Annotated in this window: 15 protein-coding genes; 5 read left to right on the forward strand and 10 right to left on the reverse strand. The window is 70.7% G+C overall.

Annotated elements, in window-relative coordinates; all coding sequences use genetic code 11:
• Genes ACLJQE_RS08440 through ACLJQE_RS08455 form a run of 4 tightly spaced genes read right to left on the reverse strand, consistent with a single transcriptional unit; the run spans position 1 to position 2,619 of the window.
• Positions 1-159, reverse strand: coding sequence for a DUF6760 family protein (locus ACLJQE_RS08440; RefSeq protein ID WP_003098516.1), 159 nt, complete (start codon positions 157-159; stop codon positions 1-3).
• Positions 156-602 (reverse strand): hypothetical protein, encoded by a 447-nt coding sequence (locus ACLJQE_RS08445; protein ID WP_410638576.1) that lies wholly within the window; start codon positions 600-602, stop codon positions 156-158. Before ACLJQE_RS08445 ends, ACLJQE_RS08440 begins: the two co-directional genes overlap by 4 nt.
• Positions 603-606: 4 nt before the next feature.
• Positions 607-1,050 (reverse strand): phage tail protein, encoded by a 444-nt coding sequence (locus tag ACLJQE_RS08450; RefSeq protein WP_091311556.1) that lies wholly within the window; start codon positions 1,048-1,050, stop codon positions 607-609.
• 15 nt (positions 1,051-1,065) lie between these two features.
• On the reverse strand, positions 1,066-2,619 hold the full coding sequence (locus ACLJQE_RS08455) for a phage tail sheath family protein (protein ID WP_410638577.1): 1,554 nt from the start codon (positions 2,617-2,619) through the stop codon (positions 1,066-1,068).
• Between the two features lie 191 nt (positions 2,620-2,810).
• Between ACLJQE_RS08455 and ACLJQE_RS08460 the strand changes: the two genes are divergently transcribed.
• Together ACLJQE_RS08460 and ACLJQE_RS08465 are read left to right on the forward strand one after the other, a co-directional pair.
• Positions 2,811-6,374, forward strand: a complete 3,564-nt coding sequence (locus tag ACLJQE_RS08460; RefSeq protein ID WP_410638578.1) for a hypothetical protein — start codon at positions 2,811-2,813, stop codon at positions 6,372-6,374.
• 5 nt (positions 6,375-6,379) lie between these two features.
• Positions 6,380-6,661, forward strand: a complete 282-nt coding sequence (locus tag ACLJQE_RS08465) for a hypothetical protein (RefSeq protein ID WP_410638579.1) — start codon at positions 6,380-6,382, stop codon at positions 6,659-6,661.
• A gap of 16 nt (positions 6,662-6,677) precedes the next feature.
• On the opposite strand, the gene ACLJQE_RS08470 is transcribed toward ACLJQE_RS08465, so the two are convergent.
• The 3 genes from ACLJQE_RS08470 to ACLJQE_RS08480 form a co-directional block, all read right to left on the reverse strand.
• Entirely contained in the window at positions 6,678-7,424 is a 747-nt protein-coding gene (locus ACLJQE_RS08470; protein ID WP_410638580.1) for a DUF4157 domain-containing protein, read from the reverse strand.
• Between the two features lie 103 nt (positions 7,425-7,527).
• Complete coding sequence (locus ACLJQE_RS08475) at positions 7,528-9,513, reverse strand: ATP-binding protein (RefSeq protein WP_410638581.1); 1,986 nt, start codon at positions 9,511-9,513, stop codon at positions 7,528-7,530.
• The gene (locus ACLJQE_RS08480; RefSeq protein WP_410638582.1) at positions 9,510-10,169 is read right to left on the reverse strand and encodes a DUF4255 domain-containing protein; all 660 of its coding nucleotides are present in this window, start codon (positions 10,167-10,169) and stop codon (positions 9,510-9,512) included. The genes ACLJQE_RS08475 and ACLJQE_RS08480 overlap by 4 nt, the downstream gene beginning before the upstream one ends.
• Positions 10,170-10,288: 119 nt before the next feature.
• Between ACLJQE_RS08480 and ACLJQE_RS08485 the strand changes: the two genes are divergently transcribed.
• Positions 10,289-10,732, forward strand: coding sequence for a GNAT family N-acetyltransferase (locus ACLJQE_RS08485; protein WP_410638583.1), 444 nt, complete (start codon positions 10,289-10,291; stop codon positions 10,730-10,732).
• A gap of 629 nt (positions 10,733-11,361) precedes the next feature.
• Here ACLJQE_RS08485 and ACLJQE_RS08490 read toward each other — a convergent pair.
• A complete protein-coding gene (locus tag ACLJQE_RS08490; protein ID WP_410638584.1) occupies positions 11,362-12,219 on the reverse strand; it encodes a hypothetical protein in 858 nt (285 codons plus the stop codon).
• A gap of 617 nt (positions 12,220-12,836) precedes the next feature.
• On the opposite strand from ACLJQE_RS08490, the gene ACLJQE_RS08495 reads away from it, so the two are divergent.
• Positions 12,837-14,327, forward strand: a complete 1,491-nt coding sequence (locus ACLJQE_RS08495) for a right-handed parallel beta-helix repeat-containing protein (RefSeq protein WP_410638585.1) — start codon at positions 12,837-12,839, stop codon at positions 14,325-14,327.
• On the opposite strand, the gene ACLJQE_RS08500 is transcribed toward ACLJQE_RS08495, so the two are convergent.
• Positions 14,245-14,808 carry a hypothetical protein gene (locus tag ACLJQE_RS08500; RefSeq protein WP_410638586.1) on the reverse strand — a complete coding sequence of 188 codons (564 nt, stop codon included), beginning with the start codon at positions 14,806-14,808 and terminating at the stop codon, positions 14,245-14,247. The two genes, ACLJQE_RS08495 and ACLJQE_RS08500, sit on opposite strands and share 83 nt — an antisense overlap.
• Positions 14,809-14,823: 15 nt before the next feature.
• Entirely contained in the window at positions 14,824-16,239 is a 1,416-nt protein-coding gene (locus tag ACLJQE_RS08505; RefSeq protein WP_410638587.1) for an amidohydrolase family protein, read from the reverse strand.
• A 191-nt stretch (positions 16,240-16,430) separates the two neighbouring features.
• On the opposite strand from ACLJQE_RS08505, the gene ACLJQE_RS08510 reads away from it, so the two are divergent.
• Entirely contained in the window at positions 16,431-17,243 is an 813-nt protein-coding gene (locus ACLJQE_RS08510) for an IclR family transcriptional regulator C-terminal domain-containing protein (RefSeq protein WP_410638588.1), read from the forward strand.
• Positions 17,244-17,272 lie beyond the last annotated feature (29 nt).

Raw genomic sequence — 17,272 nt, forward strand, 5'->3', positions numbered from 1 at the left:
TCACCGTCCCTGGCTCATCCGGGTGTTGATCCGGGCGATCTCGGCGACGTAGGTCAACCGGTCGGGGTGTTCGAGGTCGAGGATGTCGTCGAGCGACCAGTGCAGGTGGTAGGCGACGTACGCGACTTCCTCGTGCAGCCGGTCGGCCGCGTACGTCACGATTCCCCCAGGCGGCCACCGGCGACGTCGACGACGAAGCTGTGGCCGCACTCGGGGCAGGCGACGCCCGCCCTGGTGTGGCCCTCGCTGTTGACCCGGCGGTACATGTCCTGCAGGAACGCCAGGTCGGAGGCGAACAGGTTCTCGATGATCCCCGCGTGCACGTCGGTGATGTCGCCGATCCGGGTGACCACCCGGGCCAGCAGCACGACCGTGAGGAACGCCGCGTTCTCGCGCACCCGGTCGTCCCGCAGCGGGATCAGCTCGTCGCGCGCGGTGGCCAGGCGCATCACGCCGGAGTGGTGCACCTTGCCCTCGTCGTCGACGTACCCGCGCGGGAGCTCGAACGCGAACTCCGTCCGCAGCTTCGGCCGTTCCGACCGGGGTTCGCCCACCGGCAAGGGGGCTTCCTCGGCCGGCGCCGACGCCATCACCCTGCGCATCGGCTCACTCGACTTCCATCTGCTCGTAGGTGATGACGAGCTTCTCGGTGAGCACGCTCGTGTCGCCGGCCTTCAGCGAGCCGATCTCCAGGCTCTTCGGCCAGGCGTTGGTGAGCTTGTAGCGCTTGAGCGCGGTGCCCTCGTAGTCGTAGACGATGATGGCGCCGCCCTTGCGCGCGGTCGCCATCTTGCCGAAGTGCGCGTCCTTGACCCACTTCTCGAAGCTGTTGTCCTCGGTCAGGCCGCGGGTCAGCGTGACCTCGCCCGCCTTGGGCCTGCCGGGCAGCTTCTTGATGACGTACTTGCCGTCGACGGTGTTCTGCTTGAGCTCGATGACGTCCTGCTCCATCTTGAGGCCGGAGACCTCGGAGATCTGCTTGATCTGGACGCCGTCGATCTCGAGCCCGAAGGAGTGGCCAACAGCCTTGTCAAGGTCGGGAAGTGCCATGTCGGAGCCCTTTCATCACTCGTTGACGAGGCTGGTGCCGCCGGACATCTGGGCCAGCCGGAAGATCACGAACTCCGCCGGTTTCACCGGGGCGATGCCCACTTCGCAGATCACCTGGCCGAGGTCGATTCCCTCGGCCGGGTTGGTCTCGCGGTCGCACTTGACGAAGAAGGCCTCGTCCGGGGTGAGCCCGAACAACGCGCCCTTGCGCCACTCCATCACCAGGAACGCGCTGATCGTGCGCCGGATCCGGGCCCACAGCGCGTCGTCGTTCGGCTCGAACACGACCCACTGGGTGCCGCCGAGGATCGACTCCTCGAGGTAGTTGAACAGCCGCCGGACGTTCAGGTAGCGCCACGCCGGGTCGCTCGACAGCGTCCGCGCGCCCCAGACCCGGATGCCCTTGCCGGAGAACGACCGCACGCAGTTGACGCCGATCGGGTTGAGCAGTTCCTGCTCGGCCTTCGTCAGGTGCGTCTCGAGCGCGAGCGCGCCGCGGACGACCTCGTTGGCCGGGGCCTTGTGGACGCCGCGGGTGGCGTCGGTGCGGGCCCACACGCCGGCCATGTGGCCGCTCGGCGGGATGAACGTGTTGGTGCCCGACGCGGGGTCGAGGACCTGGACCCACGGGTAGTACAGCGCGGCGTACTTCGAGTCGTAACCGGCGGCGTCCATCCGCCAGCTGCGGACTTCCTGGGGGTTGAGCGCCGGCGGCGGGTCGATGATCGCCATCCGGTCGCCCATCAGCTCGCAGTGGGCGATCATCGCCAGCTGCACGGCCTTGACCGTGTCGAGGTCGACCAGGTCGCGCTGGTAGGCGGCCATCAGGTCCGGCGCCGCGACCATGGTGATCTCGTCGATCGCCTCCAGGCCGCCGAACCCGGTCCGGTCGGCGACGTCGCCGACGTAGTCGTCGGCCGCGACCCGGCGCGGGACCGGCGGTGCCTCCGCCTCCTTCGGCGGCGCGGAGAGCACCGCGGTGCCCTTGTCGGGCTTGGTGACGGCGCCGCCGGTGGCGACCTCTTCGATGGTGATCAGGCTCGACTTCTCCCGCACCGCGGTGACGACGTTCTCCTTGGTGCGCTTGGTCGTCACGTTGTGCGTCTCGACGACCTTGCCGTCCTGCTTGACCAGGACGGTGAACCGGTCTTCGGCCGGGTTGTCACCGGTCGGGTCGGCGACCTCGACGGTGATCTCCCCGGCCGGCTTGCCCTCCGGCAGCTCCTTCGCGACGAAGCGGTAGCCGCCGAGCACGGCCTGGCGGGCCGTGATCTGCTTCGGCGCGGCGCCGTTGTCCTGGGCGCGCGATCCGCCGATGCGGACGATGTAGCAGTTGCTGCCCCCGTTGAGGAAGTAGCCGTAGACGGACTGGGCCAGGTAGCAGCCCTCGATGAAGTCACCGAAGGTCTGGGTGAACTGACCCCAGTTGGACACCAGCGTCGGGGTGTTGAAGGGACCGTCCGCCGCGAAGCCGACGAAGGCGGCGACCGCGGTGCCCACGCCCTCGATCGGCCGTGCGCCCGCCTCGATCTCCTCGACGTACACCCCCGGCGTGAGATAGGTGGGCATGCGTGCCTCCCTTGTCGACGCACAAGTCTTGTCTTCGGCGATGCTGCTGCCGGCGCGTTCTCCGCGGAACGACCGTGCGGCTAGGCCCGCGGGAACCGATCTCTGCCCTTAAAGGCAGCTGCCCGTTCGGGCAGCCGTGCCCGCCCGTCCGGCCGTTGGCAACCGGCCCGCCACGGCCGACAGTGGAACCCATGCCGACAGGGCGGGACAAGGCGCCACGAGAGCCGTCCGGGCAGTCCGCGCGGCCGGCCCGGCCGGCCCGCCGGGCGACCCCGCCCGCGTTGCTGCGCCTGCAGGCCTCGGCGGGCAACGCGGCGGTGTCGAGGCTGGTCGCGCTGCAGCGGCAGGGCTGTCCCGCTCCCCCGGTCGCGCCGCCCGGTGTGACGCCGGAGTCCGACCCGAAGTTCCAGTCGCTGAAGAAGGACGTCGGCGGCAAGGCCAAGACGGCGAAGGCGCACCCGCCCGCCGGTTCGGAGGTCAAGAAGGCGCAGGACGCCGCGGTGGCGCCTACCGACGACAAGGACGCGCAGGCCAAGGCGGCCCAGGCGGACAAGATGGCGGCGGCGAAGCCGGCCGGCTTCGACAAGGCGGCCTTCATCGCCGCGGTGAACGCCGCGATCGCCAAGCAGGCACCCAAGAACCTCGACGAGGCCGACAAGTTCGCCTCGTCCGGCAAGGCCGACCAGGTCAAGTCCGAGGTGCTGGGCAAGGTCACCAGCGGCAAGGACGCCTCCGCCAAGGACGTCACCGACCGGACGAAGGAGCCGCCGGACCCCAGCCGGGCCGTGGAAAAGCCGGTCACGCCGCTGCCGGAACCACCGGCCACGCCCGCGTTGGCCCCGCCGGACGCACGCAAGGCGATCCCGGACAAGGCGCCGCCCGCGCAGACCGATCTGCGCGCCGACCAGTGCGAGACGCACGGGGCGATGGCCGCGGCGGGCGTCACCGACCAGCAGCTGGCCGAATCCCACGAGCCGGAGTTCACGGGCGCGCTGGCCGCGAAGCAGGAAGGCGAGCAGCACACGGCTGCGGCGCCGGCCGCGGTCCGCGAGTCCGAGGCGGGGCAGCTGGCCGCCGTGACCGGCGCGGCCCAGGCGTCCGGGCAGGCCGCGGTGGCGGGCATGACGGGCGCTCGTTCGTCGGCCGGGCAGAAGGGCCAGGCGGCGAAGTCGGCCACGAAGTCGAAGGACGAGCAGGACCGGGCGCGGATCGCCGGCGAGATCAAGGCCATCTTCGACGAGACCAAGACGAAGGTCGAGGGCGTGCTGGGCGCGCTCGACGACCAGGTGGCGAAGAAGTTCGAGGCGGGCGAGGCGCAGGCCAAGGCCGCGTTCACCGCCGATCACCAGGCGCGGATGAAGCGCTACAAGGCCGAGCGCTACGACGGGGTCACCGGCGCGGCCCGCTGGGCGTACGACCTGTTCGCCGACCTGCCTGCCGAAGCGAACAATCTCTTCCTGGAGGCCAAGAAGGTCTACGAGTCGAAGATGCAGGGCGTGATCGGCGAAATCGCGGACTTCGTCGGCGAGAAGCTGGGCGAGGCGAAGCAGCTGATCGCGGACGGCCGCACCCGCGTGCAGCAGAAGGTGGCGTCCCAGTCGCCGGCGTTGCGCAAGATCGCGGGCGAGGCGGCGAAGGAGTTCGGCGGCCAGTTCGACGATCTCGAGAAGTCCGTCGACGAGAAGCAGGATGCGCTGGTCGAGGACCTGGCCCAGAAGTACCGCGAGGCCCGCACCGCCGTCGACGAGGAGATCAAGGCGCTGCAGGCGGAGAACAAGGGCCTGTGGAGCAAGGCGAAGGAAGCGGTCGGCGGTGCGATCGAGACGATCCTGAAGCTGAAGGACATGCTCCTGGGCGTGCTGTCCCGGGCCGCGAACGCGGTCGGGCTGATCATCGCGAAGCCGATCGAGTTCCTCGGCAACCTGGTCAACGCCGTCAAGACCGGGGTGGTGAACTTCGGCGCCAACATCGTCCAGCACCTCAAGGACGGCCTGAAGGGGTGGCTGCTGGGCAACCTGGCGAGTGCGGGCATCGAGATCCCGGAGACGCTGGACGCGAAGGGCATCCTGAAGATGGTCCTGTCGCTGCTGGGCCTGACCTGGGCGAGCGTGCGGGCGCGGATCCTGCGGTTCATCCCGGAGCCGGTGCTGGCCAAGCTGGAGCAGACCCTCGACGTGGTCAAGGTGCTGATCACCGAGGGCGTGCCGGGCCTGTGGCGCTGGATCGTCGAGAAGCTGGGTGATCTGAAGGAGCTGGTGCTCGGCCAGATCAAGGAATTCGTGATCGAGAAGATCGTCAAGGCGGGCATCACCTGGATCATCTCGATGCTCAACCCGGCGGCGGCGTTCATCAAGGCCTGCAAGGCGATCTACGACATCGTGCTGTTCTTCGTGGACAAGGCCGCCCAGATCAAGGAGTTCGTCGACTCGGTGCTGGACTCGGTGGAATCGATCGCCCGCGGCGGCGCGGGTGCGGTGGCGGGGCTGATCGAGCGGACGCTGGCGAAGGCGTTGCCGATGGTGCTGGGGTTCCTGGCGAGCCTGCTCGGGCTGGGCGGGATCTCGGAGAAGATCAAGTCGGTGCTGGAGAAGGTCCAGTCCCCGGTCGGGAAGGTGATCGACTCGGTCGTGGGCACGATCGTCAAGGCGGGCAAAAAGGTCTGGTCGAAGCTCAAGGGCGGCAAGAAGAAGGACAAGGACGTCGACCCGAGCGACAAGGCCGGCGTCGCGCGGGCGGCGGCACAGGACGCGCACAACCGTCTCACCGCCGGCAACGTGGCACCGTCCGCGGCGAAGGGCGTTCTCGATTCGGTGCTCAACGTCTGGCGGCCGAAGGGCCTCCAGGAGCTCAAGCTGGTGCCGGACGGCGAACACCAGTTCAAGGTGCAGAGCAAGGTCAACCCGACCGACGAGCAGGGACCGGTCGTCTTCCGGCCACCGCCCATTTCGGAGATCTACCCCGGCGATCCCACCGGCGACCGGATGCTCACGGCCGACCAGGCGGCCGCGAAACCCCCACCCGAGGAGGACTTCGGTCAGACCGTCGCGCGTGGCAGCTTCCTCTACGGCGGGCGCGGGCACGTCGTCGGACCGGCGACCAGCGGCGCCGAGCGCGGTACCCAGAAAGCCGCGGGCGTCAAGACCGGCGCGCACGCCGAGGAGATCGTCGTCGCGATGTTCAAGCAGATCTGGGTGGACGCCCTCAAGCGGCCCCGCGGTCTGGAAATCAAGATGGAAATCGACGTCAACCGCAGCAGCTGCCCCAACTGTGCCGCCTACATCGCCGGGTTCATCAAGGAGCTCCGCGACGCCGACTGCCAGGTCGAGGCGAAGATCTTCTTCTCCCAGATGTACAAGAGCACCAAGCCGCAGCGGATCCCGGCGACGACCGCGGCCACCCACGCCGACGTCATCGGCAAGTTCCTCAGTGCCGGCAAGCTCGTCAAGACCAAGGAAGGCGGCCGGCACTGGGGCAGCAGCGTGCTCACCTCCGATCCCCGCAAACGCGCCAAGGGGTGGTACGAGATGCGGGGCGGTAAGGTCGAGGGCGACCTCCAGAACGCCAAGGCTGCGATCGGCATCCTGCGCACGGCGGGTGTCGAGGTTTCGGCACTGGGACTCGACAGGATGGACCCGAAGAGCGTCGAGGAGATGCGGCCGTCGGAGAAGGCAGCAGCGGAGACGAGGGCGCGCGAAGTGACCGAAGCGGTCAAGAAGGTCGACGAGGTGCTGGGACTCAGCGCGAAAGCGGGATGACGGACGTGCGCGTACTGACGGAATGGCTCGCCGAGTACTGGGAGCGGGGATACGAAGAGGTGGCTCTCTCCCAATGGGCGGTCACGGCACGGTACGCGCCGGACAAGGCCGATCGCTACCTCGTGGACTTGAGGGCCCTCCTCGACGGCACCGATCCCGGAAAGCTGACCGAGGTCCTGGCGAATTCCGGCATCGACCTCGACGAAACCGGGGACAAGAGCTACGAAGCGTGGTTGAGCCGGGTGCTCGACGAGTTCACCCGGGTACTCGCCGAGCATCGTCCATGACGAAACCGTTCGGGGATCAGGAAGCCTCTTCTTCGGTTTCTTCCTCGCGCTGCACGTAGGTCTGCGCCATCTTCGCTTCTTCGGCCTCTTCGGCCTCAGGCGCTTCCTCGCGCTGAACGGTCATCCGCTGCACGGAATCCTCGTGCGCGCCGCCGTCCTCGCAACGCTGGACCGCGGGCCCGGCCGGAGCGGGCGCGGACATCAGCCGGTCCGCGTTCGCCACCGCCTCGCGCTCGAACCGGTCCGACGGATCCGACACCTTCACCCCACCCCCAGCATCCGTCCCGTCCACCGGGCCGCTGCGCTGCTGCACCACGTGGGTCAGCTCGTGGGTCAGCATGTGCTTGCCCGAATCCGAAGCCGGGTCGTACTTGTCGCGCTGGAACACGATGCTCGAGCCCACCGTGTACGCCTGGGCGTTCACCGACTTCGCCGAGTCGTGCGCCGCCGCGTCCGTGTGGACCCGGACGTCCGAGAAGTCCGCACCGAAGCGGCCCTCCATGTCCGTGCGCGTCGCGGCGTCCAGCGGCGCGCCACCCGAGCCGACCACGTCGTGGACCGGGGAGCGCTCCTCCTCCACCAGCGAAGCGGTGCCCGCGTTGCCCACCGCGCGCTGCAGGCCCAGCATGCCCGCCGGGCCCAGGACGTCGGTGCGGCCGGCCACGGCCGCGCGGCCCAGGAGGTCGTGGTCGTCCCGCTCGATGCGGTCGCCCTTCGGCCGCAGGGCCGGGTCGAGATCGTTGTCGTGACTGTGCCCGCGCATGTCCGCTCCCTCCGCCGACGTCCAAGCTTGCCCCGCCGGCGCGCCGTGCGCCAGGCTGCGGTGCACGGCCGGACGGGCAGCGAAACCTGCCCCTACGGGCAGCTCAACCGTCCGTCACCATCGCCAGGTAGGGCCCGAACTCGCGGTCGAGGCAGAGCCGGCCCAGCTTGCGGTATTCCCGCGCCACCGCGCCGACCAGGTCGCTCATCGCCACCGGGCGGCCCGCCTCGGCCGCCAGGTACGCGCCGGTGACCGCGGCCGAGCGGATGTGGCCGCCGGCCAGTTCGAACGCTTCGGCGAGGAATCCCAGGTCCAGGTCGGCACCCCGCGGCATCCGGGCGCCGAGGCAGCGGTCCCACAGCCGGTGGCGGAGTCCGACGTCCGGCAGCGGGAAGTCCACGATGACGTCCAGCCGCCGGGTGAAGGCCTCGTCGAGGTTCGCCCGCAGGTTGGTGGCCAGCACCGCGATGCCGTCGAAGGTCTCCATCCGCTGCAGCAGGTACGCACTTTCGATGTTGGCGTACCGGTCGTGCGCGTCGCGGACCTCGGAGCGCTTGCCGAAGATCGCGTCCGCCTCGTCGAAGAGCAGGACGCCGTTGACCCCGGACGCCTCGGTGAAGATCCGCTCCAGGTTCTTTTCCGTCTCGCCGACGTACTTGTCGACCACGGTCGCCAGGTTCACGGTGTAGAGGTCCAGCCCGAGCGACGAGGCGATGACCTCGGCGGACATCGTCTTGCCGGTCCCCGAATCGCCCGCGAACAGCCCGGTCACGCCCCGGCCGCGGCCACCGCCCGGGCGCATCCGCCACTCGTCGAGCACCTGGTCGCGGTAGCGCGCCCGCGCGGCTAGTTCGTCCAGAAGGGACAGCACGCCGGCCGGCAGCACGAGGTCGGCCCAGCCGACGACCGGTTCGATCCGCCGCGCGAGCCGTTGCAGGCCGGCGGCGTTCTGGCTGCGCGCACCCGCCCGGACGTGGGACGCGCGGACCAGCCCGTCGTCGGCCAGCGCGGTCACCGACGCGGCCTTCGCCGCGCGGGCGATCTGCCCGGGCCCCAGCACGAAGTGCGCGGTCGCCTCGGCCGGGTCGACGTCCGGGGCGAGCTGGCCGTCGAGGCGGCTGCGCCAGAGTTCCGCGCGGGCCGCGCCCGACAGGGGCAGCGCGTCGAGCTGCAACGGTGGCGTCGCGCTCCAGCGCGGGTCCCAGGCACCGGTCCCGTGCACCACCAGCGGGACCGCCGGATGGGCCAGTTCCTCCAGCCGCGGGTCCTCCACCGGGCCCAGCACGATCCCGGCACCGCGCAGCAACGCCTCTCGCCGCAGCGACGCGGTGAGCTCGGCGTGGCCGGGTTCGGCCTGCCAGCGTGCCGCGTCCACCACCAGCGCCGGGTACCCGGCCGCGGCCAGCGCGCCGGCCCCGAGTTCCTCGGCACCGCCCCCGGGCTGCTCCTTCAGGTAGACGAGCCCGACCCGGCCGCGGATGGCGCGGGCGAGCCGGTCCCGGCCCGGCACTTCGACGAGCTCGGTGCCGAGGTGCGCGCAGCCGGCGAGCTCGGGCGCGAGCCGGTCGTCGCCGAGCAGGTGGTTCACCACCCGGTCGGGGACGCGCAGCGTGCGCGACAGGAACGGCCGTTCGTCCTCGCCCACGGCGAGCAGGCCGCAGGCGACCAGCGGGGAGCCGGCGTCCAGCCGGGCGCGGCCGGCGGCCGACGCCTCGGGGATGCCGCACAGGCGCAGCGCGAGCCCGGCACTGGCGCGGCGGCGGGTCACGTCGTCGTTGAGGTAGCCGTAGAACTGCTCGAACCGGCTGTCCAGGTCGGGGGCGAGCGCCACCAGCAGCAGTTCGACGTCGACGCCGGTGAGCCCGGCGCGTTCGGCGAGCGGGCGCAGCCTGCCGTCCGGGACGGAGTCGGTGAACGGGGTGAACGGCTCGCGGTGCCCGTCCAGCAGGGCGTCGATCGTCTCGTTGGACAGGTACAGGCCGCGGAACGGGTCGTCGGGGTTCGGGTCGGCCGCCCGGCGGCTGTCGACCGCGTCGCGGATGCGCTGTTCGAGCCGGGCCAGCCGCTCGAACAGGTACTCCAGGCTCACCGGGGCTTCCGGTGGGTGCGGGCCATCGCGACCCGGCGCTGCCCTTCGACGGCCCCGGCCGCGGACACGTGGTGCCCGATGCGCTCGCCGTCGCCGGTGTCGAGCTTGAGGCCTTCCTTGGCGGGCGGCCCGGCCGGGAAGACGCGTCCACTGTGGATCGGGGCGGAGACGACGACGTCGAGCGACGGCTTGAGTTCGCCGCCCAGCGCGGTCCACACGTCGGCGAACGCGCGGTCCTCCGGTGGCGGCAGCGCGACGGTCATCGGCACCGGCAGCGCCATCTCGGCCAGCGATCCGGTGAGCACCTCGGCCGGCACCGCCTCGTGGCGCAGCAGGCCGAGCAGCAGGTCCGACAGCACGCGGTGCTCGTCCTCGGGACGCTGGGTCCACGCGGTGACCAGGTAGGACAGCTTGACGTGCTTGGGCGGCAGGTGCCGCGCCGCGACCTCGCCACGCTGGTCGTACTCGTTGAGCAGCCCGCGCGACCGGCGTCGCATGTCCTCCCGCACGTCGTAGAGGTAGATGTTCACCGTCGGTGCGTTGCGCCGGGCGGCCCAGTCCTTGGTGGGTGCGTCGAAGGCGACGTCGACCTCGCTGCCGCGCAGCGCCTCGTCCTTCACCAGCCGGCGCAGCGCCTCGTCGACCTCGTGGATCACCGGCGGACCTCCTCGCACTGGCGGTGCCTCCACGATGATCGCGAGCGAGCGGACCGGCCAGCCGCGCAGCGGCAAACCTTCGGGTACCCCCGGCTGCCCGTACGGGCAAAGTGGGCTGCATGACGATCACGACCAGGCTCGCCGCCGAGGCCGACCTACCGGCACTTCTCGCCCTGTTCCAGGAGTTGCACCCGGACGACCCCGCCCCGTCCGGGCAAGCCGCGGCCGACGCCTGGCGGGCCATCGAGGGCCAGTCCGGACGGGCGATCCTGCTCGCCGAGACCGGCGGCGTGGTCGTCGGGACGATCGACTGCACCACGCTGCCGAACCTCACGCGGGGGGCACGGTCGTTCATGGTCGTCGAGAACGTCGTGGTCACAGCCGGACACCGGCGGTCGGGCGTCGGTGCCGCCCTGATGGAGGCGGCCGTCGCCCGGGCCCGGCAAGCGCGTTGCTACAAGGTCCAGCTGCTGTCGCGGTCCGGCCGCGAAGCCGCGCACGCCTTCTACGAATCGCTGGGATTCCGTGCCGTTGCCCAGGGCTACCGCCTGTACCTCGGCTGAGGACAGCGCGATCGGCCCCCGCACGTTCGCGGTTCGCGGTGCACCGGCAGCCGCCATGGCCACGATGGGCCTGACCGCGCAGGACTACCTGGTCCGCAGCGCCGACGGCCTCTTCGCCCCGATCGCCGTCGTGATGGCCGCGGTGCCCGGCCCGCTCCGGACGACCGCTGCCGCCCGCGGTGGCGACCACCGAGTGGCTCGCGACGTTCGCGCTGGTCAGCGTCGGGCTCTTCTGGGCCGTGGCCGGCTACTCCGCCTCGGTCGGCGGCGGCCGGGCCATCCAGATCGAGGCCGCGCTGACCGCGCCGCCGGAGGCCGTCCTCTACAGCGCGAAGAGCCTGAACCTGACCGCGCCGGGGTCCGCGAAACCCCGTGCCGCAACCCCGGCACCGCCTACAGTTCCGCTACACCGGGCTGAAGCTGATCCTGCAGTCCGGCGGCCAAATCTTCTTCCTCCCCGTGCAGTGGCACAAGGCTGACGGGACCGCCGTCGTGCTGCCCCGCACCGACGCCCTGCGGCTGGAGTTCACCCCGGTCGCCGACCCGGACGCCCCTGCTGAGCGCACCGAGCGAGCCGGGTCCGCACGGTGCGGACCCGGCTCGCTCGGCTTCGGCTTCGATCGGGGCGGTCAGTCCTCGTCGACGGCGAAGTCGTCGTCCACGTCGTGGTCGACCACCCAGTCGTCGTCGTCCGCCTCCGTGGCGTCGGCCACCGCGGTGACCGAGTGCGCCGCGGCCCCGCCCACACCGGCCGAGGTGTACCAGGCGTGGTAGCCCGCGTAGTCCGGCACGGCCACCGCGTGCGCACCCTCCGACGATGCGCCGTGGGGGCCGGCCGTCAGCTTCTCCGCCTCGTACGTGGCGTGGTGCTCACCCGCGTGGCTCGCCACGTGGGTCGAGGACGCACCGTTCACGCCGGCCGAGTGCTGCTCGGCGAAGTAGCCCACGCCGTCGTCACCGTCGTCGTCACCGTCGTAGCCGCTGTCGTAGTCGCCGTAGTCGGCGTCGTCATCGTCGTCGTCGGTGTCGTACACCGGGCGCACGACGTAGCCGGCCGGTTCCTGGTCCACCGGGTCGGGGTGGCTCACGACGTGGTGGACGACGTGGTCGACGTCGTCGTCCGCGTCGTAGTCGTCCGCGTCGCAGGCGCAGTCGTCGTCCCCGTCGTACCAGCCGTTGTGGACGGTGTGGTGCCACGGCCGGTGCCAGCCGTCGTCGTGGCCAGACTCGCCGCTGTGCGTCACGTAGGCGCCGCCGATGCCGGCCACCGCCGAGTCCTGCTCCGACCAGTGGTGTCCCCACCCGGTCGAGCCTTCTTCGGTGTCGGTCGTGCCCGCGCCGCCGATGCCGGCCCAGCTGCTGGAGCTTTCGGCGCTCCAGGAGTCGTGCGGCCAGTCGAGCGGGTGCGCCGTCGCCGGGCAGGCGATGACGAGGGAAAGCGGCAGCGCGAAAGCGCCGGCGACAGCCAGTCGTCGCAATGTGGACATGATTTCTCGGGGTTCCCTTCCTGAGTGCGGCAGCCGGGTTTCATTCGGGGCCCGGACGCCGGGGCAGAAGTTCTGTCCGAGAGGTGACGTTACCGCCCCGCGTGCCATCGACAGGGCTTTGACCTGCGCAAATACCCGATCGGTACGGGGGACGCACCGAGTGGAGGACAGCTGTCGAATGGGGTCGGACCAGCCTAGTTCGCCGCCGCGGAAGCGACTGGAATGAATGGCGGTAAATCACTCGCTCAGGTAGTTCTCGGTTTAACGGAACAAAACCGGGTCCGGCCGCCGGGGCGCCGGGAGCGGAGCCGTGGGACGACGCAGCCGCCGTCCACCGCTCGCCCGCCGCCGCGCTCGGCCGCCCGGCTGACCGGGACGCGGCAGGTGGCCCACCGCGCTACCCCGGCCGAGTGTCGCCGAACTTCCCCCTTCGGCAGGATTCCGGCTGCGAGCCGCCGCCGGACCACGATAACAGAACCGTCCACAGATTGTTCCCACGGTATTCACAGTCGTGGAGTAATCACGGCTTTTTTCGTTACCTGGTGCACCCAAAAAGCAACACAAATGGACTCGTTCGGACCACGCCGTTTCGCCGTGAATTGCGTAGGTTGCACGGCATGTCGCCGATAAGATCCATTCTGGCTGTCGTTCTGCTTGCCGCGTTCATCGTGCCGCCCGGCCCGGCGGTGGCCGAGGCCGCGGCGACACCCGGACCGGTGTGCGACCACCAGCCAATCGCCAACACGACGCCTCCCGCGGGCGCCGTCACCGCCGACCCCGCGGTGCCCGGCGACCTCTACCGCAAGACGCAGGAGTCGCCGGCCGGCACGACGTTCTGGCTGCCTGCGGGCACGCACAAGCTGGCGTCGGACCCGTTCGGGCAGATCATCCCCAAGAACGGCAACGTCTACCTCGGCGCACCGGGCGCGGTGCTCGACGGGCAGGGCATCAACCGCGCGGCCTTCACCCAGCAGGCGAAGGACGTCGTCATCCGCGGGCTCACCATCCAGAACTTCGTCGCCGAGCAGGACCAGGGCGTGGTGAACCACGATTCCGGCGAGCATTGGATCATCGAAAACACCACCGTGCAGAACAACAAAGGCGCGGGAATCATGGCCGGTGCGCGCCAGGAGGTGCGGCACAGCTGCCTGCGCAACAACGGCCAGTACGGGATGAACGCCTACCGGGCGGACAGCACGATCACCGCATTGATCGTCGAGGGCAACGAGATCTCGGGGAACAACACCGACGACTGGGAAACGCGCAGCCCCGGCTGCGGGTGCAGCGGCGGGATCAAGTTCTGGGTGGTCGACAAGGCCGACATCCGCGGGAACTGGATCCACCACAACCACGGCGCCGGGCTGTGGGCCGACACGGACAACAACGACTTCCTCATCGAGCACAACCTGATCGAGGACAACGACGCCGAGGCGCTGTTCTACGAGATCAGCTACAACCTCGTGTTCCGCGACAACGTCCTGCGCCGCAACAGCCTGGTCGCGGGCAAGTGGCGCGCCGACCGCGGCGACAACTTCCCGGTGGCGAGCGTCTACCTGTCCGAGTCGGGCGGTGAGCCGCGGGTGCCGGGCCGGACCTACCTCATCGACATCTACGACAACGTCTTCGAGGACAACTGGTCCGGCATCACCGCGTGGGAGAACGCCGACCGGTTCTGCAACAGCCCGGCCAACACCTCGATCAACACCTGCACGAAGCTCGTCGACGACCGGACGCAGTGCTCGGCGCCGGGCATCGCGTCCCCGCCGCTGTACGACGACTGCCGCTGGAAGACCCAGCTCGTCATGGTGCACGACAACACGTTCCGCTTCGACCCGGCCCGCGTCGGCTGCACGAACGGCAGCTGCGGCAAGATGGCGCTGCTGGCCAACTACGGGACGTACCCCTCTTGGTCGCCGTACAAGGGCACGCTCGTCCAGGACGCCATCACCCACGACCAGGACAACTACTGGTTCAGCAACGCCTACCACGGGCCCTGGAAGTTCGTCGCGGGTGACACGTCCCGGATCATGACGGCCGAGCAGTGGCAGTCGACGCCGTGGAACCAGGACAACTGCGCGTCCTTCGACGGCGTGATGCCACACTGCTGAGCAGGCCCAGCACGGCGGCGGACTTCGCCTCGTCGAGGAACCGCAGGCCCATGAAGTTGTCGCCGGGGGTGAAGCCGGGCAGGGCCCAGATCGCTTCGTAGGGCAGGTCGACGCGCCGGTAGCGGCGCAGGCTGTAGACGTTGCTGAACAGGCACTTGCCCGGGTCCGGGTTCCAGAGCCGGCGGGCGAACGCGGGGTTGCGGAAGCCGTGCCCCACCTCCGCGGTGGCCCGGACGTGCTTGCCGCCGGTGAAGAGCACGACGTCGCCGGTGGTCACGGTGTCCATCCGGCGGTCGTACTTGTCCTTGGCGCCCCAGAACCGGGCTCGCCCGCCCGGGTGCAGGGCGTCGAGGCGGGCGAGGTCGGCGGGGTCGAGCCGGTCGGCGAGCTCGCGGAAGGCCACGGTCCGGTCGAGGGATTCCGCGCCGTAGCGGCGGGCGTCCGCGGTGCCGTACGCGGGCTGGACGAAGACCTGGACCACACCCGGCACGGTAGCTCAGCCGCCGTGGGTGCGGTCGCTCTGGTAGTCGGTGTAGGTGTACGGGTTGTCCAGGACCTTGGTCTCCGGGACGTCCGGGTTCATCCCCTGCCGCCACGCTTCCTCCCCCAGCTGCCCGCGCAGGTGCTCCACGGTCTCCTCGACGCGGCGCCGGACGGCCGGCAGGTCGGCGCCGACCAGGCGGCCGTCGCGCTTGACCACCCGGCCGCCGACGAGCACCGTGTGGACGTCGGCGCGCTGGGCCTGGAACGCCACGTGGCCGTAGGGGTGCAGCAGCGGGAAGGACACCAGCGAGTCGTCGTTCTTCAGCAGCACGACGTCGGCCGTCTTGCCGACCTCGAGGCTGCCCAGGTCCGCACGGCCCAGTGCCGCGGCGCCGCCGCGGGTGGCCCACTCCACCACCTGTTCCGCCCGCAGCGCGGCGTGGGTCACCGTTTCGCCCTTGGTGTGGGCTTCCAGGTGCTCCCGGGACCGGTCGGCGCCCAGGGTCGCGCGCATGGCCGAGAACAGGTCGCCGCTCCACCACACCGAGGTGTCCATCGACAGCGACACCGGAATGCCGTACTGGCGCAGTGCCCAGGTGGGCGGGTAGCCCTGGCCCGCGCTCTGCTCGCTCTCGGTCGAGACCGACACCGACCCGCCGGTGGCGGCGATGCGCTGGTAGGAGTCCGCGGACAGCGACGCACCGTGGACGTAGATCGTCTCGGGGGTCATGAACCCGTGGTCGTACATCAGGCGGATGCCGTCGTCGCCGGTCGCGCCCCAGACGCCGGCGTGCGTGGTCACCGGCACACCGAGGTCACGGGCCACCTCGAACGCCGGCTTCTCGGGGAAGGCCGGATCGCCGGTGACGTCGAAGGCGAGCTGGAAGCCGAGGTCACCACCCGTGCGCCGCGAGACGAAGTCGCGGAACTCCCGCGTGGCCGTCCAGTTCGCCGGGGCGTCCTGGATGTTGCCGTAGGCCAGGACGAACCGGCCGGGGACGGCTTCGAGCGCGTCGGCCGCCGCGTCGGCGTGCCCCGTGGTCTGCAGGCCGTGGGACCAGTCGACGGTGGTCGTGACACCGGCCTCCAGGGCTTCCCACGCGCCGAGCAGGTTGCCCGCGTAGATGTCGTCGGGGCGGAACACCTTGCCCCATTCGAGGTAGTACCAGACGAAGTACTGGGTCAGCGTCCAGTCGGCGCCGTAGCCGCGCATGGCCGTCTGCCACAGGTGGCGGTGGGTGTCGATCATCCCGGGCATGACGATGCCACCGGAGGCGTCGATCTCGGTCGTGCCCGCCGGGACCTCCAGCGCCGGTCCGATCGCGGCGATGCGGCCGCCGTCGACGAGGACGTCTTCGCCGGGCAGGACGCGGCGCGCGTCGTCGAGGGTCAGCACCGTGCCACCCCGCAGGACGATCGATCCGGACATGACTGCCTCCGTTGCGTACACTTGTCCGCTGAGCGGACACTCGCCGGGTGACGTCACCCTTGCCCAGTGCCGCACCGGTGTCAATCCCCGCGGCTACGCTGCGGTGACAACCGGAGCTTCGCTCTGAGCCGGGGGCCCCGCCACCCGGACCCCCGAAGGTTCGGCTGTGGAAGACACAGAGGAGGTCGCGCATGCCACGCGAGGGAACCGGTCCCGACTTCATCGAGGCGCTGGCGCGCGGGCTCGAGGTGATCACGGCGTTCCGCCCGGGCCGCCCGGCGATGACGCTGGCCGAGGTCGCCACCGCCGCCGGGCTGGCCCGCCCGACCGCCCGCCGGATCCTGCTGACCCTCGAAGAGCTCGGCTACGTCCGCACGGACGGGCGCGACTACGCCCTGACACCGCGGGTGCTCGACCTCGGCGTCGCCTACGTGCACTCCACCGGCCTGTGGGACGTGGCCCGCCCGCACCTGGAGCGGCTGGTCGCGCGCACGAACGAGTCGTGTTCGATCGCCCAGCTCGACGGGTCCGACATCGTCTACGTCGCCCGGGTGGCGGTCCCGAAGATCGTGGGACTGAGCGTGCAGATCGGCACCCGGTTCCCCGCGCTGCCGACGTCGCTGGGCAAGGTGCAGCTGGCCGCGCTGCCGCCGGCCGAGCTGGAGGCGGTGCTGGCCGAGCCGACCCGCTCGGGGCTGGTCCCGCGCTGGCAGCCCGGCCGGGCCGAACGCGACGCCGAGCTGCGCGAGGTCCGGGCCCGCGGCTGGGCGCTGACCGACGAGCAGCTCGCGCTGGGCATCCGGTCGGTGGCCGCGCCGCTGCGCGACGGGTCCGGCCGGGTGATCGCCGGCGTCAACGTCAACTGCCACGCCGCGGAAACCCCGGTCGAGCGGCTGCTGGAGCACCACCTGCCGCTGCTGCTGCAGACGGCCGGGGAGATCAGCGCCGACTTCGCCCGTCTGCACGCCCTCCCCGCCGTGGTCGTGAGCGGCAAGGCGGGTTAGCAGCCGCCTTACCGCTCACGACCGGCTCC

The sequence above is a fragment of the Amycolatopsis sp. lyj-346 genome, from assembly GCF_046548975.1.
In the GTDB taxonomy this organism is placed as follows: domain Bacteria; phylum Actinomycetota; class Actinomycetes; order Mycobacteriales; family Pseudonocardiaceae; genus Amycolatopsis.